Annotated in this window: 13 protein-coding genes and 2 pseudogenes; 11 read left to right on the top strand and 4 right to left on the bottom strand. The window is 69.3% G+C overall.

The window, feature by feature from the left end; translation table 11 throughout:
* Nucleotides 1-5: 5 nt before the first annotated feature.
* From ABZZ22_RS20795 to ABZZ22_RS20785, 3 genes are all read right to left on the bottom strand, one after another.
* Entirely contained in the window at nt 6-1,229 is a 1,224-nt protein-coding gene (locus ABZZ22_RS20795) for a lytic murein transglycosylase (protein WP_354935196.1), read from the bottom strand.
* 112 nt (nt 1,230-1,341) lie between these two features.
* Nucleotides 1,342-2,367 (bottom strand): HAD family hydrolase, encoded by a 1,026-nt coding sequence (locus ABZZ22_RS20790; protein ID WP_354935193.1) that lies wholly within the window; start codon nt 2,365-2,367, stop codon nt 1,342-1,344.
* Nucleotides 2,364-3,584 (bottom strand): helix-turn-helix domain-containing protein, encoded by a 1,221-nt coding sequence (locus ABZZ22_RS20785; RefSeq protein ID WP_354935190.1) that lies wholly within the window; start codon nt 3,582-3,584, stop codon nt 2,364-2,366. Before ABZZ22_RS20785 ends, ABZZ22_RS20790 begins: the two co-directional genes overlap by 4 nt.
* Nucleotides 3,585-3,872: 288 nt before the next feature.
* On the opposite strand from ABZZ22_RS20785, the pseudogene ABZZ22_RS20780 reads away from it, so the two are divergent.
* The 11 genes and pseudogenes from ABZZ22_RS20780 to ABZZ22_RS20730 form a co-directional block, all read left to right on the top strand.
* Nucleotides 3,873-4,361 (top strand): annotated as a pseudogene (locus ABZZ22_RS20780) (ATP-binding cassette domain-containing protein); the annotation flags it as partial.
* Nucleotides 4,362-4,919: 558 nt separating this feature from the next.
* On the top strand, nt 4,920-5,642 hold the full coding sequence (locus tag ABZZ22_RS20775; RefSeq protein WP_218861671.1) for an ABC transporter permease: 723 nt from the start codon (nt 4,920-4,922) through the stop codon (nt 5,640-5,642).
* Entirely contained in the window at nt 5,642-6,484 is an 843-nt protein-coding gene (locus ABZZ22_RS20770) for an ABC transporter permease (RefSeq protein WP_354935187.1), read from the top strand. The genes ABZZ22_RS20775 and ABZZ22_RS20770 overlap by 1 nt, the downstream gene beginning before the upstream one ends.
* Entirely contained in the window at nt 6,481-7,770 is a 1,290-nt protein-coding gene (locus ABZZ22_RS20765) for an MCE family protein (protein ID WP_354935184.1), read from the top strand. The genes ABZZ22_RS20770 and ABZZ22_RS20765 overlap by 4 nt, the downstream gene beginning before the upstream one ends.
* A complete protein-coding gene (locus ABZZ22_RS20760; protein WP_354935181.1) occupies nt 7,767-8,798 on the top strand; it encodes an MlaD family protein in 1,032 nt (343 codons plus the stop codon). The genes ABZZ22_RS20765 and ABZZ22_RS20760 overlap by 4 nt, the downstream gene beginning before the upstream one ends.
* Nucleotides 8,798-9,811: an MCE family protein gene (locus tag ABZZ22_RS20755; RefSeq protein ID WP_354935178.1), complete on the top strand. Its 1,014-nt coding sequence runs from the start codon at nt 8,798-8,800 to the stop codon at nt 9,809-9,811. Before ABZZ22_RS20760 ends, ABZZ22_RS20755 begins: the two co-directional genes overlap by 1 nt.
* Entirely contained in the window at nt 9,808-10,854 is a 1,047-nt protein-coding gene (locus ABZZ22_RS20750) for an MCE family protein (RefSeq protein WP_354935175.1), read from the top strand. The genes ABZZ22_RS20755 and ABZZ22_RS20750 overlap by 4 nt, the downstream gene beginning before the upstream one ends.
* Entirely contained in the window at nt 10,854-12,254 is a 1,401-nt protein-coding gene (locus ABZZ22_RS20745) for an MCE family protein (protein WP_354935172.1), read from the top strand. The genes ABZZ22_RS20750 and ABZZ22_RS20745 overlap by 1 nt, the downstream gene beginning before the upstream one ends.
* On the top strand, nt 12,254-13,393 hold the full coding sequence (locus tag ABZZ22_RS20740) for an MlaD family protein (RefSeq protein WP_354935169.1): 1,140 nt from the start codon (nt 12,254-12,256) through the stop codon (nt 13,391-13,393). The genes ABZZ22_RS20745 and ABZZ22_RS20740 overlap by 1 nt, the downstream gene beginning before the upstream one ends.
* 29 nt (nt 13,394-13,422) lie before the next feature.
* The gene (locus ABZZ22_RS20735; protein ID WP_354935166.1) at nt 13,423-13,977 is read left to right on the top strand and encodes a hypothetical protein; all 555 of its coding nucleotides are present in this window, start codon (nt 13,423-13,425) and stop codon (nt 13,975-13,977) included.
* A complete protein-coding gene (locus ABZZ22_RS20730; RefSeq protein ID WP_354935163.1) occupies nt 13,974-14,477 on the top strand; it encodes a hypothetical protein in 504 nt (167 codons plus the stop codon). The genes ABZZ22_RS20735 and ABZZ22_RS20730 overlap by 4 nt, the downstream gene beginning before the upstream one ends.
* 40 nt (nt 14,478-14,517) lie before the next feature.
* Here ABZZ22_RS20730 and ABZZ22_RS20725 read toward each other — a convergent pair.
* Nucleotides 14,518-14,598, bottom strand: a pseudogene (locus ABZZ22_RS20725) (sodium/substrate symporter small subunit); the annotation flags it as partial.
* Between the last annotated feature and the right edge of the window lies 1 nt (nt 14,599).

Raw genomic sequence — 14,599 nt, 5'->3', positions numbered from 1 at the left:
GAGACTCAGGACGGGCCTGCCGAGCCCTCTGGGCCGGCGGACTCGGTCGTGGACTCGCTCTCGGTCGGCTCTTCGGTCGGCTCCTCGGTCGGGGTGTCGGTAGGAGTGTCGGTCGGGGTCGGGTCCTCGGTGGGCGTGTCCGTGGGTGTCTCGGTGGGTGTCTCGGTGGGTGTCTTGGTCGGGTCTTCCGTCGGGGACTCCGTGGGGGAGCCGGACGGATCCGGGCCCGGGGTGGGCGACGGGACGACGGATCCGCCCGGGGAGGGTGAGCCCGACGGCGCAGGTGAGGAGGGCGCGGTCGAGCCGCCACCTGGCGCACCGGTGCCCTTCCCGCCCGAGGACGAACCACCCGGCGAACGACGAGGTGGTTGGGCGCTGAGCGAGGCGTTGGAAAGCGGATCCGGATCGGAGGCGGGGATCTGCGCGGCCGGCAGGACGACACCGGTCGGTGCCTCGAAGCTGCCGAGCCGATAGCCGTCGGCGATCTGCAGGACTGCTGAGACGTACGCGCCGCTGCGGTTGTAGCGCAGCACCGCTGTCCGCTGCCCGGCCGCGGTGGACAGGTCGGCCGAGCCCGAGCACAGGTAGACCGCGGCCGCGAGCGCGGCGTCGTCGACGTCCTGTGGGTCGCGGCGACCGTCTGAGTCGGCGTCGACCCCGACCTCGGACCACGTCGAGGGGATGAACTGCATCGGGCCGACGGCGCGGTCGTAGGTGAGGTCGCGGTCGTACGCCCCACCGTCGGTGTCCATGATCCGCGCCGTGCCGGCGGCGCCGGTGAGCGGGACACCGTAGATACCCGGCGTCGCGACCCCGGAGGTGGACAGCGTGTTGCCCCCGGCCCGGCCGTGGTCGGACTCGACCCGGCCGATGGCGGCCACGAGCGACCAGTCGAGCCTGCAGCCCGGGTCGGCGTCGGCGAGCACGGAGGCCGATCGTTGGTAGGCCGCGAGCGCGACGTCGGGGATGAGGCCGGCCGCGGCGTTCGCGGCGAACCCGGCGGGCTTGGCCGCGAGCGTCGGGGTGACCTTCGGAAGTGGCTTGACCGCTGAGACGCTCACCGGCGGCAGCAGCTCCTGCACCGGCACGTCGACGACGGGCGCACGAACCACGTCTGCCGAGGCGTCGAGGGGTCGGGCGTCCTGGATCGCATGGATCGTCCAGGCGGCGGTCGCGGCGGCCACGGGCATTGCCGCGACCTTGACGAACAGACCGGCTCGTGGGGTCATCCTCGGTCACATCCTCGGGTGGGGCACAGATCGACGACACCGATCCAGCCACGGATGTGAGCGCCGCCACAATGCTTTCAGCGAGGTCGGGGCAGACTTGGGTCGAAATTACTCACGTAGGTGACAAGTTTCCGGCTCGCATCACGCTGACCGCCCCCACCGCGGCGGCCATCACCAGGCCCAGCAGCGCACAGATCGCCGCGACCACCACCGACCCGAGGCCGAGCACCGCCAGCCCCAGGCCGACCAGCGCGGGCACCGGTCCGAGCGGCCGGGCGAGCCGAGCCCCCGCGACCACCCCGCGTGCAGTCGAGAGCAGGGCGGTGATCCGGCAGACGTCGAGATCCTGCAGGCGTACGCCGCCATCCCCGCCCACCGCCAGGTCGGCCGTAGCCTGCGCCTCCGCGTCCTCCGGGCGAGAGCTCGCGAAGGCCACGACGTGCCCCTGTTCCTGGAGCTCGGCGACGAGCCGGGCGCGTTTCTCGGGAGCGATCTCGGGATGAGAGCGCTCGATCCCGCACGCTTCGGCCAGGTGCTCGGTGTTGCGGGCGGTGTCGTCGGAGACCAGGACCGGAATGACCCCGAGCGCGGAGAGTCGGGAGATCGCCGTCCGCGCGTCCTCGCGGGGCTCGTCGCCGACGACGAGGTAGCCCAGCGGCCGCCCGTCCAGCTCGACCCCGACGACCACGCCGAGGTCGTTGCGTTCGGCCATGCCGACCCAGGCGGGCCGTCCGACGCGTACCGGATGCCGGTCGACCGAGCCCTGCACGCCGCAGCCCGGCACGTCCTCGAAGTCGCTCACCTTGCCCCGGGGCGAGAGCCTGGCGATCGCCCTGGCCAGCCGCCCCTCGGCCTCGTGCTCCAGCGCACCCGCGAACCAGCGGAGGTTGCGGACGTGGTCCGGGTCCAACGGGTCGACCGTGGTCACCTTCAGCCTGCCGCTCGTCACCGTGCCCCACCGGTCGAGCACGACCGCGTCGACCTTCGCGGCCGACGCCCACGCGGGCCCGGGCACCGCCTCGATCCCGGACCGACGCCCGACCCAGCCTGCGACGACACGCGGAAACCGCGACCCCAGGGCGTACGCCGCCAGCGCTCCGACCGCGAGAACGACCAGCTCCAGCACCATGAAGATCATCCGGTCTGCTGCTGGTAGCGGTCGAAGTCGCTCTGGTCGCCGGCGACCCAGAGCGGCACGCTCGCCTTGAGCAGCAGGAGGAGCTGGGTGACGAACTCCGGGTCGCGCAGAGACTCACCGAAGAGCTCGTTGATCCGCTTCCAGCGATAGCGGATCGTCTGCGGGTGCACCCCGAGCACGGCCGCGATCGCCGGCGCGCTCTCCCGGGTCTCGAGCCAGACCAGCAGGGTCTCGGTGAGGATCTCGCGGGAGTTCTCCGACTCCGCGAGGAGCGGCTCGAGCAGCTCCTGGGCGAGCTGGCGGCGCATCACCGGCTCGGCGTGGAGCCAGATCTCGGTGCGGTAGGCGAGGCAGTCGATGACCGGTTTGGCCGGGATGACCCGCGCGTTGACCAGCGCCAGAGCCCGGTTGGCCCAGCGCCAGGCGGCGGGGACGTCCTCGGGCGGCACCGGCCAGCAGACCGAGACCCGGGACTTCGGTCCCGCCGCTGCCCGCACCTGTTTGGTGATGGCCGCGGCGTCGTGAGGCGGGCAGATCACCACCTGGGTGGGCTCACGGCGGCGGGTGAGGGCGGTGGCGGGCAACGCGTCGGCGGCGATCCGGCCGCCGTCTCGCAGCTCGACCGCCATGACCGTCACCTTCTCGGGCAGGTCCCACTCGCCCAACGCCGCCTGCACCTCCATCTCGGCGGCGGAGGCACCCGACAGCATGCGGTCGATCAACCGCGCTCGGGCGACGTCGTTGTCCTGGTCGCGGGCCTCGGTGCCGGCCTCGAACCCGGCGGTGACCTGCGCGGTCAGGTGGTCGACGTACGCCGTCATCATCTCGTTGAGCGCATTCAGCGCCGCCGCGGAGAGCTCGTTCTCGACCGCTCGGCGGCGCAGCTCGTCCCAGAGCTCGGTGGTGGCCATGTCGATGCCCCCATCGACGATGGCCCGGGCCTCGCCGAGAGCGGCGACCCGGAACCCGACCTTGCGGAAGTGGTCGTCGATCGCGGTGTAGGGCGCGGCCCGCCCGAGGCCGAGATCGATGAAGTGTGACATCGCGCCGTGCACGGCGGTGAAGATGAGCTCCTCGAAGCCCTCGGTCTCAGCGGGCAGGTTCTCGCGCAGATGACGGGTGATCTGGAGAGCGATCGGCCGCACCTCGCTCTCCAGGCTCTTCAGCATCCACACGGCCGACCCAGGGAGACCGGGAGACCGCTGGGTCTGCGTCATATCGTGCTCCGCTGCACGTCATGCTCCTTCGTCCAACAAACCCGAGAAGGTATCGACCACCATGGCACGCCTTTGCCTTGCCTGCCCCTGAAATTCGGTACGACTGTGCCGCCGTGCGGCCGAACGGGGTAGGTGTGTCGGGTTTCTGACGGGCTGATTTGTCATGCGCATGACAAATCACGGCACTGATTTGACCCTTGATCGATTTATCTCTCCCGTGTGACTGGGGCCACACGTACTGTCCGATCGTTGACGCACCCCACATCGGCAGAAACAGGGAGGTCCGCGATGGGCGGCACCGTGGAGGTCACCGGGCTCACGAAGAGCTTCGGGTCCCAGAACATCTGGAGCGACGTGACCCTCACGCTGCCCCAGGGCGAGATCACCGCACTGCTGGGCCCCTCGGGCACCGGCAAGTCGGTGTTCCTGAAATCACTGATGGGGCTGTTGCGGCCCGAAGCCGGGGTCTGCCTGGTCGACGGCGTCGACATGGTCAAGGCGCGCGAGTCGCAGCGCCAGGAGCTGCGCAAGCGGTTCGGCGTGCTCTTCCAGGACGGTGCGCTGTTCGGTTCGATGAGCGTCTTCGACAACGTCGCCTTCCCGCTGCGCGCGCACACCAAGAAGCGCGAGTCGGAGATCCGCCAGATCGCCAACGACAAGCTCGACCTGGTCGGGCTGCTCGGGCAGGAGCACAAGCTGCCCGGCGAGATCTCCGGCGGGATGCGCAAGCGCGCCGGCCTGGCCCGATCGCTGGTCACCGAGCCCTCGATCATCCTGTGTGACGAGCCCGACTCGGGGCTCGACCCGGTGCGTACGGCCAACCTCGCCCAGCTCCTGGTCGACGTCAACGCCGCCACCGACGCCACGATGCTGGTGGTCACCCACAACATCGAGCTGGCGCGTACGCTCCCGGACAACCTCGGCATGCTCTACCGACGCCGGCTGGTGATGTACGGCCCGCGGGAGGAGTTCCTGCTCACCGACCACCCGGTCGTCTCGCAGTTCATGAGCGGTGACCCGATCGGGCCGATCGGGATGAGCGAGGAGACCGACCACGGCGTCAACGACGACTACGTCGAGGGCGAGGCCTACTACCCGTCCGGGGGAGTGGCGACCGTGCGCGCCGGCGCCCGCGCCATCGAGGTGCTGCCTCGCCAGCTCGCCCCGGCCAGCGGCATGCCCCGCGAGGGGGCGGCGCGGCACGCGGACCGGGTCGCGAGTGGGGCTGCGGCGCTCTACACCGCCGATGACGACGACGTTGACCGAGCCCCGGCGGCGGTCAAGACGAAGGACCCGGTCAGCCGGGCCCTCGACCAGGTAGGGGCGCTCTTCGCGCTGGGTCTGGACACCTTCCGAGCTGCCTTCCGGCGACCGTTCGCGGCCCGCGAGCTGCTCGACCAGTTCTGGTTCGTCACCTCCGTCTCCTGGATCCCGGCGATGCTGGTCGCGATCCCCTTCGGAGCGGTGATCGCGCTGCAGCTCGGCACGTTGACGGTGCAGATCGGGGCGCAGTCCTTCACCGGAGCCGCCTCCGTCCTCGCCGTCGTGCAGCAGGCCGCGCCGATCGTGACGTCGCTGGTCATCGCGGGGGCCGGTGGGGCAGCGATCTGTGCTGACCTGGGATCACGGACGATCCGAGACGAGATCGATGCGATGCGAGTGATCGCGGTCGACCCGATCCAAGCGCTCGTCGTGCCACGCGTGCTCGCCTGCGTGCTCGCGGCGGTGCTGCTCAACGGCCTGGTCAGCGTCGTCGGCGTCCTGGGCGGCTACTTCTTCAACGTCATCATCCAGGGCGGTACGCCCGGGGCGTACCTCTCCTCCTTCACCGCCCTCGCCCAGCTCTCAGACCTGTGGGTGGGTGAGATCAAGGCGGTCCTCTTCGGGCTCATCGCCGGACTCGTCGCCGCGTTCTGCGGGCTCAACACCAAGCCCGGGCCGAAGGGAGTGGGCGAAGCGGTCAACCAGTCGGTCGTCGTCACCTTCATGCTGCTCTTCTTCGTCAACACCGTGATCACCATGCTCTATCTCGAGCTCGTTCCTGGGAAGGGTGCCTGATGGCGACCGTCGTTGTGGTGAAGAAGCGGTCGCGGTTGGACCGATCGCTCGACGGGCTCGTTCAGAGCGGCCGGGACATCCGGTTCTACGGCAAGGTGCTGGTCGGCATCCCCTCGGCGATCAAGAACTACCCGCGCGAGATCCTCCGGATCCTCTCCGAGGTCTCCTTCGGCACAGGCGCGCTCGCGGTCATCGGCGGCACGATCGGGGTGATGACGGGGATGAGCATCTTCGTCGGCACGGTCGTCGGCATGCAGGGGTACGCCGCGCTCGACCAGATCGGCACCTCGACCCTCAACGGGTTCATCTCCGCCTACTTCAACACCCGCGAGATCGCCCCGCTGGTGGCGGCGCTGGCGATGTCGGCGACCGTCGGTGCCGGGTTCACCGCCCAGCTCGGCGCGATGCGGATCAACGAGGAGATCGACGCGGTCAAGGTGATGGGGCTCGGCACGATCCCCTACCTGGTCTCCACCCGGGTGGTCGCCGGCTTCGTCGCGATCATCCCGCTCTACGTCGTCGGGCTGCTGACCTCCTACGCCGGCTCGCGACTGGTGACGGTCTACTTCCACGGGCAGTCGGCGGGGACGTACGACCACTACTTCCAGCTCTTCCTGCCTCCCATCGACATCCTGCTCTCGTTCGGGAAGGTGCTGATCTTCTCGATCCTCATCATCCTGATCCACTGCCGGCTGGGCTTCTACGCCAGCGGCGGGCCCTCCGGGGTCGGGATCGCGGTCGGACGCTCGGTGCGACGGACCATCGTGGTCGTCGCGCTGCTCGACCTGGCGCTGTCGATGGCGATGTGGGGCGCGACGACGACAGTGAGGATCGCGGGATGAGCCTCTCGAGAGTTCGTGATGCGTTTCTCGGCCTGTGCTACCTGGCCGTGGTGGCCGCGGTGGGGCTCGGCGCCTGGCTCGCCTACGACCAGACCTTCGTGGACCGCTCCGAGGTCACGCTGACCACCGGCACCCTCGGCAACGCCCTCCAAGAGGGCTCCGACGTCAAGCTGCGTGGGGTGCCGGTCGGCACCGTCCGCACCGTCTCGGCCCGCGAGGGTGGCGCCGAGCTGACGCTGGCGCTGGAGCCGGAGGCCCTCTCCGACCTGACGGCCGACACCACCGCCCGGCTGCTGCCCAAGACCCTCTTCGGCGAGCGCTACGTCGCCCTGCAGCCTGCGGCGAGCGGACCGGTGCTGGAGGCCGGAGGCGTCATCGAGCAGGACCGCTCCGACGAGGCGGTCGAGCTGGAGCAGGTGCTCGACGAGCTGCTCCCGGTCCTGAAGGCGATCCAGCCGCACAAGCTCAACGCGACGCTGAGCGAGCTGGCCACGATGCTGCGCGACAACGGCGACGACATCGGCGAGGTCTTCTCGGCGTGGGCCGACTACCTGGGCAGGCTCAACCCGCTGGTTCCTCAGCTGACCGACGACCTGGCCTCGCTGGGACGGGTCGCGGGCCACTTCGAGGAGGCGGCGCCCGACCTGCTGGACGCGCTGGACACCATGACGGTCACCGCGAGCACCCTGGTCGACCAGCAGAAACAGCTCGCCGAGACGTTCCGGTCGGTGACCACGACCGCGGCGGACAGCGACCGGTGGCTCGAGCGCAACCGGGAGACGATCGTGGTGCTCTCCGACACCTCGCGCGACGCGCTGCGCGCGGTCAGCCCGTACGCCTCGTCCTTCCCCTGCCTGTTCAGCGCGCTGCGCGACTACGCGCCGGCGATGGCCAAGAACCTCGGCAAGGGGACCGACGAACAGGGCATCCACGCGCTGGTCAGCGTCTCCGACATCCGTCAGCCCTATCGCCCCGGCTACGTCCCGAAGCTGCGCACCGGCGGCCCGCGCTGCCCGTACGTCACCGGCCGGACCGGCAGTCAGCCGGCGGTCAGCGGAACGGCGGCCACGGCGGACACGGTCGAGCAGATCGAGGCGCCGCCGACGGACCGGGTGCGCACCTTCGGTGCGACCACGGGGCTGGGCGAGCAGAACTCCAAGGGCGAGAACCAGCTGATCGCCGAGGTGATGGCACCAGCGGAAGGCATGGCACCTGATGAGTATCCGACCTGGTCGAGCCTGCTGCTCGGCCCGACCCTGCGAGGCACGGAGGTGATCGTGCGATGAGAAGCGGAAATGGCGGCTCGGTCGCAGTGACCCTCACCAAGTCGGTGGTCTTCGCGCTGGTGACGGTCCTGGCGATGGCGGCGCTGGCGACCACGATCTCCAACGGGACCACCTCGTCGGGGCGTACGTTCACGGCGCTGTTCACCGACGCGACCAGCCTCAACAAGGGCGACGACGTACGGATGGCAGGGGTGAAGATCGGCACCGTGCAGTCCATCGGGCTGCGGCACAACGACACCGCCGAGGTCGTCTTCACCGCGGCCGAGTCGGCGCCGATGGTCGAAGGGACTCGGGCGGAGCTGCGGTTCCGCAACCTGATCGGACAGCGCTACATCGCCCTCGAGCCGGGCTCCTCGGGCGGCGATCCGTTGCGGGCCGGCTACACGTTCTCGCTCGACGAGACCCGGCCGGCGCTGGACCTGACGATGCTCTTCAACGGCTTCCAGCCGCTGTTCAAGTTCCTCGACCCCGAGGACGTCAACAACCTCAGCGCCCAGATCATCGCGGTCTTCCAGGGCGAGGGGGCGACGGTCGAGTCGCTGCTCTCCTCGACAGCCTCGCTGACCTCGACCCTCGCCGACCGGGACCAGGTGATCGGTGACCTGATCACCAACCTCAACTCGGTCCTCGAGGTGGTCAGCGAGCGCACCGGGATGCTCGACACCACCCTGGTGACGCTGCAGCGACTGGTCTCCGGGCTGGCCGCGGACCGCAAGACCCTCGGCTCGACCATCGAGGGGATGGGGGAGCTCTCCCAGAGCGTGACCGGGCTGCTGGAGGAGGGCCGCAAGCCGCTGCGCGACTCGATCGACTCCCTCGGCGACCTCTCGGGGAATCTCGCCGAGAACGAGGAGGTCCTGACGAAGTTCATGACCACGATGCCCCAGAAGACCGACGAGATCGGCCGGATGGCGACCTACGGCGGTTGGCTCAACTTCTACATCTGCTCCATCGACGGGCGGATCCCGAAACCCGAGGGCTACTACGGCGACCTCGGTGTGGACTCGCCGGCAGGAAGGTGCCAATGATGGCCCGCTATCCGAAGTCGTTCGCCGAACGCAACAAGATCGTCATCGCGGTGATCGGGATCGTCGCCATGACCGGCGTCTTCCTGGCCACGTTCAACGCCGAGGACCTTCCCGTCGTCGGAGGTGGCGAGACCTACGAGGCCTACTTCGCCGAGGCCGCCGGGCTGCGTCCCGGCGACGAGGCGCGGGTCGCCGGGGTGAAGGTCGGCGAGGTGTCCTCGCTCGAGCTCGACGGTGACAAGGTGCTGATCAGGTTCCGCGCCAAGGACGTCGCGCTCGGCTCGCAGACCACCGCGTCGATCAAGGTGAAGACGCTGCTCGGACGCAAGTTCCTCGCCCTCGACCCGGGCGGCTCGGGAGATCTCCGCGAGCCGATCCCGGTCTCCCGGACCACCACCCCCTACGACGTCAACGCCGCCTTCTCCGACCTGTCCACGACCGTCGGGGAGATCGACATGGCCCAGGTCGAGGAGTCGATGACTGCCCTCTCGGAGGTCTTCGAGGACACCCCCGAGGACGTACGCGGCATGGTCTCCGGTCTCACCCGGCTCTCTCGCACGATCTCCTCGCGAGACCAGGAGCTGGCCGAGCTGTTGAGGACCACGACGACCGTCACCGACACCCTCGCCGAGCGCAACCAGGAGATCGGGCTCCTGATCGAGGACGGTGACAAGCTGCTCGAGGAGCTGGCCGCACGCCGGCAGGCGATCCACCAGATGCTCACCTACACCGACGACCTCGCCAAGCAGGTCTCCGGACTGGTCGAGGACAACCAGAAACGGCTCCGGCCGGCGCTCGAGAAGCTCGACCAGGTGGCGGTGATCCTGCAGCGCAACCAGGACCACCTCGACAAGGCGCTCTCCCAGATCGGCGCCTACTACCGCGTCGTCGGCGCCTCCATGAGCAACGGTCCCTGGATCGACGTCTACGGCTGCGGCCTCTTCGACGAGAACAACGCGCCGGTGCTCGACAACGACGTCACCCGCGACTGCGTGCCGGGAGGGAAGCGATGAGACTGCGTCGATTCATCTCAGGGTTCCTCGTGGTCGCCGTCGTCGGCGTGCTCGGGTGGGCTGCTGCGTACGGGGTCAGGGAAGGCGGCAAGGGCACCACGTTCGCCGCGCTCTTCGAAGCCTCCGTGGGGCTCTACCCCGGCTCCGACGTGCAGATCCTCGGCGTGCCGGTGGGGAAGGTGACCTCGGTGACCCCCGTCGGCGAGCACGTGAAGGTCTCGATGATGCTCGACCCCGGCCAGACCGCCGCGGCCGACACCGAGGCCGTGATCGTCGCGCCGACGCTCGTCTCCGACCGCTTCGTGCAGCTCACCGAGCCGTACGTCGACGGCCCCGAGCTCCGCGAGGGCACCGTCATCGAGGAGACCGCCGTGCCGGTCGAGATCGACGACCTCTACGCCTCGCTGACCGAGACCGGCAAGCAGCTCGGCCCCGACGGGGCCAATCAGAACGGCGCGCTGTCGCGGTTCCTGGAGGTGATCGCGGCCAACCTCGACGGGCAGGGCGCCGACATCAACCAGGTGATCCGGGAGGGCGCCGACGCCTCCGCGACCCTGGCCGACGTCGACCAGGACTTCTTCGCCACCGTCGAGAACCTCGACACCTTCAACAAGACGCTGCTCGAGCACGACGACGGGGTCAGGGACGCCAACCGCCGGTTCGCGCAGGTCACCGAGTATCTCGCCGAGGACCGCGACGACCTCGCCTCCGCGGTCAGCAACCTCGGCGAGGCGCTCGCGCTGCTGGAGTCGTTCATCGAGGACAACCGTGGCGTGATGCAGACGAGCGTCGAGAACCTGCACGGGCCGACCCAGGTCCTCGTCGACCAGAACGAGTCGCTCGAGGAGGCGGTCGCCACGATCCCGCAGGTGCTGCAGAAGTTCGTCAACGCCTACGACCCGGGATCCAACACCCTGGTCGGTCGCACCAACCTGAACGAGCTGAGCGTCTGGTCCGGTGACGGCCTCACCGGCCAGACCTCCGAGGACGCGCCACCGGTCCTGCTGCCCGGTGTCGGCTCCGCAGCTGGAGAGGAGCAGTGATGACCATGATCCGGTGGTCGAACCTGGCGAGACCCGCGGCGGTCCTCGCGGCCGCTGCCCTGACCCTCACCGGCTGCGGCCTGGGCGCCGTCAGCGGGGGCGTCTACGAGGCGCCGCTGCCCGGCGGCGCCGACGTGGGGAAGAACCCGATCACGCTGAGCGCCGAGTTCGGCGACGTACTCGACCTGGTCCCTCAGTCCAGCGTCAAGGTCGACAACGTCGCCGTGGGCCGGGTCTCCAAGATCCGGCTGACCGAGAACGGCCGCAGCGCGCGGGTGTCTCTGGTGGTGAGGGACGACGTCTCGCTGCCCGCCGGCACCACGGCACGGCTGCAGCAGACCTCGTTGCTCGGCGAGAAGTACATCGCGCTGATCCGCCCCGCCAAGCCCGTCGCGGGCTCGCCGCTGGGGGATGGAGCGGTCCTCGGCCGGGGCGACACCGAGGCTGCCGCGCAGGTCGAGGAGGTGCTCGGGGCGCTGTCGATGGTCCTCAACAGCGGCGGGATCGCGCAGTTCCAGGAGATCTCTCGTGAGATGCAGAAGATCTCCGACGGTCGGCCGGAGGAGATCAAGGCGTTCCTGACGGAGATCAACCGGTTCGTCTCGGTGCTCGACTCGCGGTCGGGCTCGATCACGTCGGCGATCGAGTCGCTCAACGACCTCGCGGTCACCCTGGAGAAGGACAAGGACAAGATCTCCGGTGCGCTGGAGGGGCTCTCGCCCGGGATGCAGGTGCTCGTCGACCAGCGTCCGCAGCTGATCGCGATGCTGAAGGCGCTCGACAAGCTCTCCAAGGTCACCATCCGCACCCTCGACCAGGCCCAGGACGACATCGTCGCCGACCTGAAGCTGCTCGACCCGATCCTCGACCAGCTCACCAAGGCCGGCTCCGACCTGCCCTACGCGCTGGAGATCCTCTTCACCTACCCGTTCCCCGACGAGGTGCTCAATGCGATCCGCGGCGACTACATGAACCTGTTCATGGTCACGAACTTCCGTACTCCTGCCGGCTGCCAGTCCAAGGGCTGCGAATGGCTGCAGCCGGTGGCCGACGGCGCGTTCGGCGGCGCGTCGGGCGGCGCGTCCGGCGGCTCGGTCTCCTCCCAGTCCAAGTCGTCGGACGCACCGCCGGGACTGCTGCCGTCGACCAGCTCGCCGGTGCCGGGCTCGTCCTCGCCCTCGATCCCCGGGGAGTCGATCCTGCCCTCCGACGGCGGCTCGTCGTCCTCTGACCCGGCCTCGGGTGATCCGTCGCCGTCGGAATCCGGGTCGTCCTCACCCTCGACCTCGCCCTCCTCGCCGTCCGAGTCACCGGACGGGTCGGAGTCGGCGACCTCCGAGACCTCGCCCGACGGAACCGGCTCGGACCCTGACGCCGGCTCCGTGGAAGGGAGCGAATGATGCAACGGCTCACCGGAGGCGTACGCGTCAAGCTCGGCCTCTTCGTCGCCCTCGCCCTCGTCGGCACCAGCTATGTCGGGGCCCGCTACGTCGGCCTGGACCTGCTCGACGACCCTTATCGCGTCGACGTTTCGCTGCCCGAGGGCGGCGGGCTCTTCGTGAACTCGGAGGTGACCTACCGCGGGGTGCCCGTGGGCGAGGTGACCGACCTGGAGGTAGGGGCCGACGGCGTACGTGCGGTCCTGGAGATCGAGGGCGACGCCCCCGCGATCCCGAAGGACGCGACGGTCAAGGTCGCCAACCGGTCGGCCATCGGCGAGCAGTATCTCGACCTCCGTGGCGGCGTGGTGGGCTCTGACCGGCTCTCCGACGGTGACCGGCTGTCCGCCGGGAAGGAGGCCCTGCCGTACGACGCCTCCCAGGTCATCGAGACCGGCCGCGACTTCGTCGCCTCGGTGCCCGAGGAGGCCCTGGTGACGACGATCGACGAGTCCTACCTGCTGTCGCAGGGGGCCGGCTACGACCTGCGGAAGCTGGTCGACACGTCGCTGTCCTTCCAGAAGGAGGCCGACCGCAACTTCCTGGTCACGGCGAGCCTGATCCGCAACTCCGACCAGGTGCTCGCGACCCAGGAGGAGTCGGCGACCAGCATCAAGGCCTGGAGCAACGACCTCGCGCTCTTCTCCGAGACGCTCGCCTCCTCCGACCGGGATCTGCGCGACCTGGTCGGGGCGGCCCCTGGCGCGGCGACCGAGATCTCGCTGCTGGTCAAGGACGTCGGGCAGCCGCTCGGCATCCTGATGAGCAACCTGGTCACTCCCGCGACCCTCTTCGGCACCAACGCCGCCGCGCTCGAGTCGACCTTCGTGACCGTGCCGGAGGCGGTCAGCATCGGCTGGGCGATCAACACCTCCAACGGACCGCGGCTGAGCCTGATGCCGTCGTTCTTCAACCCGCCGCCCTGCGTCTCCGGCTACGAGGGCACCGATCTGCGGGCCGGCACCGACGTCAGCAAGGGCAAGCCGTTCAACACCGCGGCGGGCTGCAAGGGCGTACCGAAAACCACGAAGACCGAGACAGTCGAGCCGGAGACGGTTAGCGTCCCCACCACGCTCGCCGGGCTGATGGGGGAGCGATGACGACGGTAGAGAGACGAACGGAGACGCCGGTGGTCGAGCTTGTCGAGACCACGGAAGAGCCCAGGTCTACCCGCGACCGGGTGCTCGCCTGGGCCCTCCCGCTGGTGGCCCTGTGCGTGCTGGTCGCTGGTGCGGTGGCGTGGTGGCGGGCGAGCGGCCACGACCAGGAGATGGTCGACGAGGCCGCCCTTCGTGACCGGGTGCTGATCGTCGCGACCAGCCACATCGAGACCCTCAACTCGCTCGACCACCGCAAGGTCGACGAGGGGCTCAAGGGCTGGGCCGCGGTCACCACCGGCACCCTGCACGACCAGCTGACCAGTGTCACCGATGAAGACCGCAAGGTCCTCGCCGAGCAGAAGAAGATCTCGACCGGCTCGGTGATGGACGCCGCGGTCACCGAGCTCGACGACGACAGCGCGACCGTGATCGCCGCGGTCGAGATCACGGTCCGCGACGGTTCGGGCTCCGCCGAGGACGCCGAGCCGACCGTCAAGCGCAACAGGTTCGCGGCCGACCTGGTCAAGGTCGGCGACGACTGGCTCCTGGAGAGCCTCGAGCAGGTAGCGGTGAACATGTCATGACCACCTTCGTACGCCGCTGGGCCCCCTTCCTCGCCGCGCTCGTCCTGATCCTGGGACTGGGTGCGTTCTGGCAGGCCGACCGGGAGCGGAAGACCGACCACGTCGGCAACCGTGCCGTCGTCGACGCCGAGGCCACCACCGAGGTGCAGTCGGCCGTCTCGACCGGCCTGCTGCAGGTCTTCTCCTACGACTTCTCCGACCCCGGCCCGACCGCCGCTGCCGCCGACGAGTTCCTGGCGGGCGATGCCCGCAAGGAGTACGACCTCCTCTTCAAGAAGCTCCAGGAGAAGGCACCTGGTCAGAAGCTCACGCTCAGTGCCGAGGTCCAGGTCGCCGCGGTCAAGTCCCTCGACGCCGACTCCGCCGAGCTCCTGGTCTTCCTCGACCAGGCCTCTCAGCGCTCCACCGACAAGGAGTCGTCCATCTCCGCCGCTCAGATCGCCGTCGAAGCAGCCAAGGTAGACGGCCAGTGGAAGGTGACCGCCCTAGACCTCTTCTGACGCCGAGTCGGCTCGTTCTGACGCGAATGTCCATGCGCCACACGTAGACGGCGATGAGAATCACGAAGACGATGATCGAGCCCTGGTTGGCGAACCAGAATCCGAGCGGGAAGCCGGCGATG

This window comes from Nocardioides sp. NPDC006273, from assembly GCF_040613495.1.
Taxonomy (GTDB): domain Bacteria; phylum Actinomycetota; class Actinomycetes; order Propionibacteriales; family Nocardioidaceae; genus Nocardioides.
This window is presented reverse-complemented; position numbering and strand designations above follow the sequence as displayed.

Excerpts from the sequence above, each read along its gene's own strand:
- ABZZ22_RS20785 (WP_354935190.1), bottom strand. The coding sequence starts at position 3,584 with ATGACGCAGACCCAGCGGTCTCCCGGTCTCCCTGGGTCGGCCGTGTGG.
- ABZZ22_RS20765 (WP_354935184.1), top strand. The coding sequence starts at position 6,481 with ATGAGCCTCTCGAGAGTTCGTGATGCGTTTCTCGGCCTGTGCTACCTG.
- ABZZ22_RS20730 (WP_354935163.1), top strand. The coding sequence starts at position 13,974 with ATGACCACCTTCGTACGCCGCTGGGCCCCCTTCCTCGCCGCGCTCGTC.
- ABZZ22_RS20795 (WP_354935196.1), bottom strand. The coding sequence starts at position 1,229 with ATGACCCCACGAGCCGGTCTGTTCGTCAAGGTCGCGGCAATGCCCGTG.
- ABZZ22_RS20745 (WP_354935172.1), top strand. The coding sequence starts at position 10,854 with ATGACCATGATCCGGTGGTCGAACCTGGCGAGACCCGCGGCGGTCCTC.
- ABZZ22_RS20750 (WP_354935175.1), top strand. The coding sequence starts at position 9,808 with ATGAGACTGCGTCGATTCATCTCAGGGTTCCTCGTGGTCGCCGTCGTC.
- ABZZ22_RS20740 (WP_354935169.1), top strand. The coding sequence starts at position 12,254 with ATGCAACGGCTCACCGGAGGCGTACGCGTCAAGCTCGGCCTCTTCGTC.
- ABZZ22_RS20755 (WP_354935178.1), top strand. The coding sequence starts at position 8,798 with ATGGCCCGCTATCCGAAGTCGTTCGCCGAACGCAACAAGATCGTCATC.
- ABZZ22_RS20760 (WP_354935181.1), top strand. The coding sequence starts at position 7,767 with ATGAGAAGCGGAAATGGCGGCTCGGTCGCAGTGACCCTCACCAAGTCG.
- ABZZ22_RS20770 (WP_354935187.1), top strand. The coding sequence starts at position 5,642 with ATGGCGACCGTCGTTGTGGTGAAGAAGCGGTCGCGGTTGGACCGATCG.
- ABZZ22_RS20790 (WP_354935193.1), bottom strand. The coding sequence starts at position 2,367 with ATGATCTTCATGGTGCTGGAGCTGGTCGTTCTCGCGGTCGGAGCGCTG.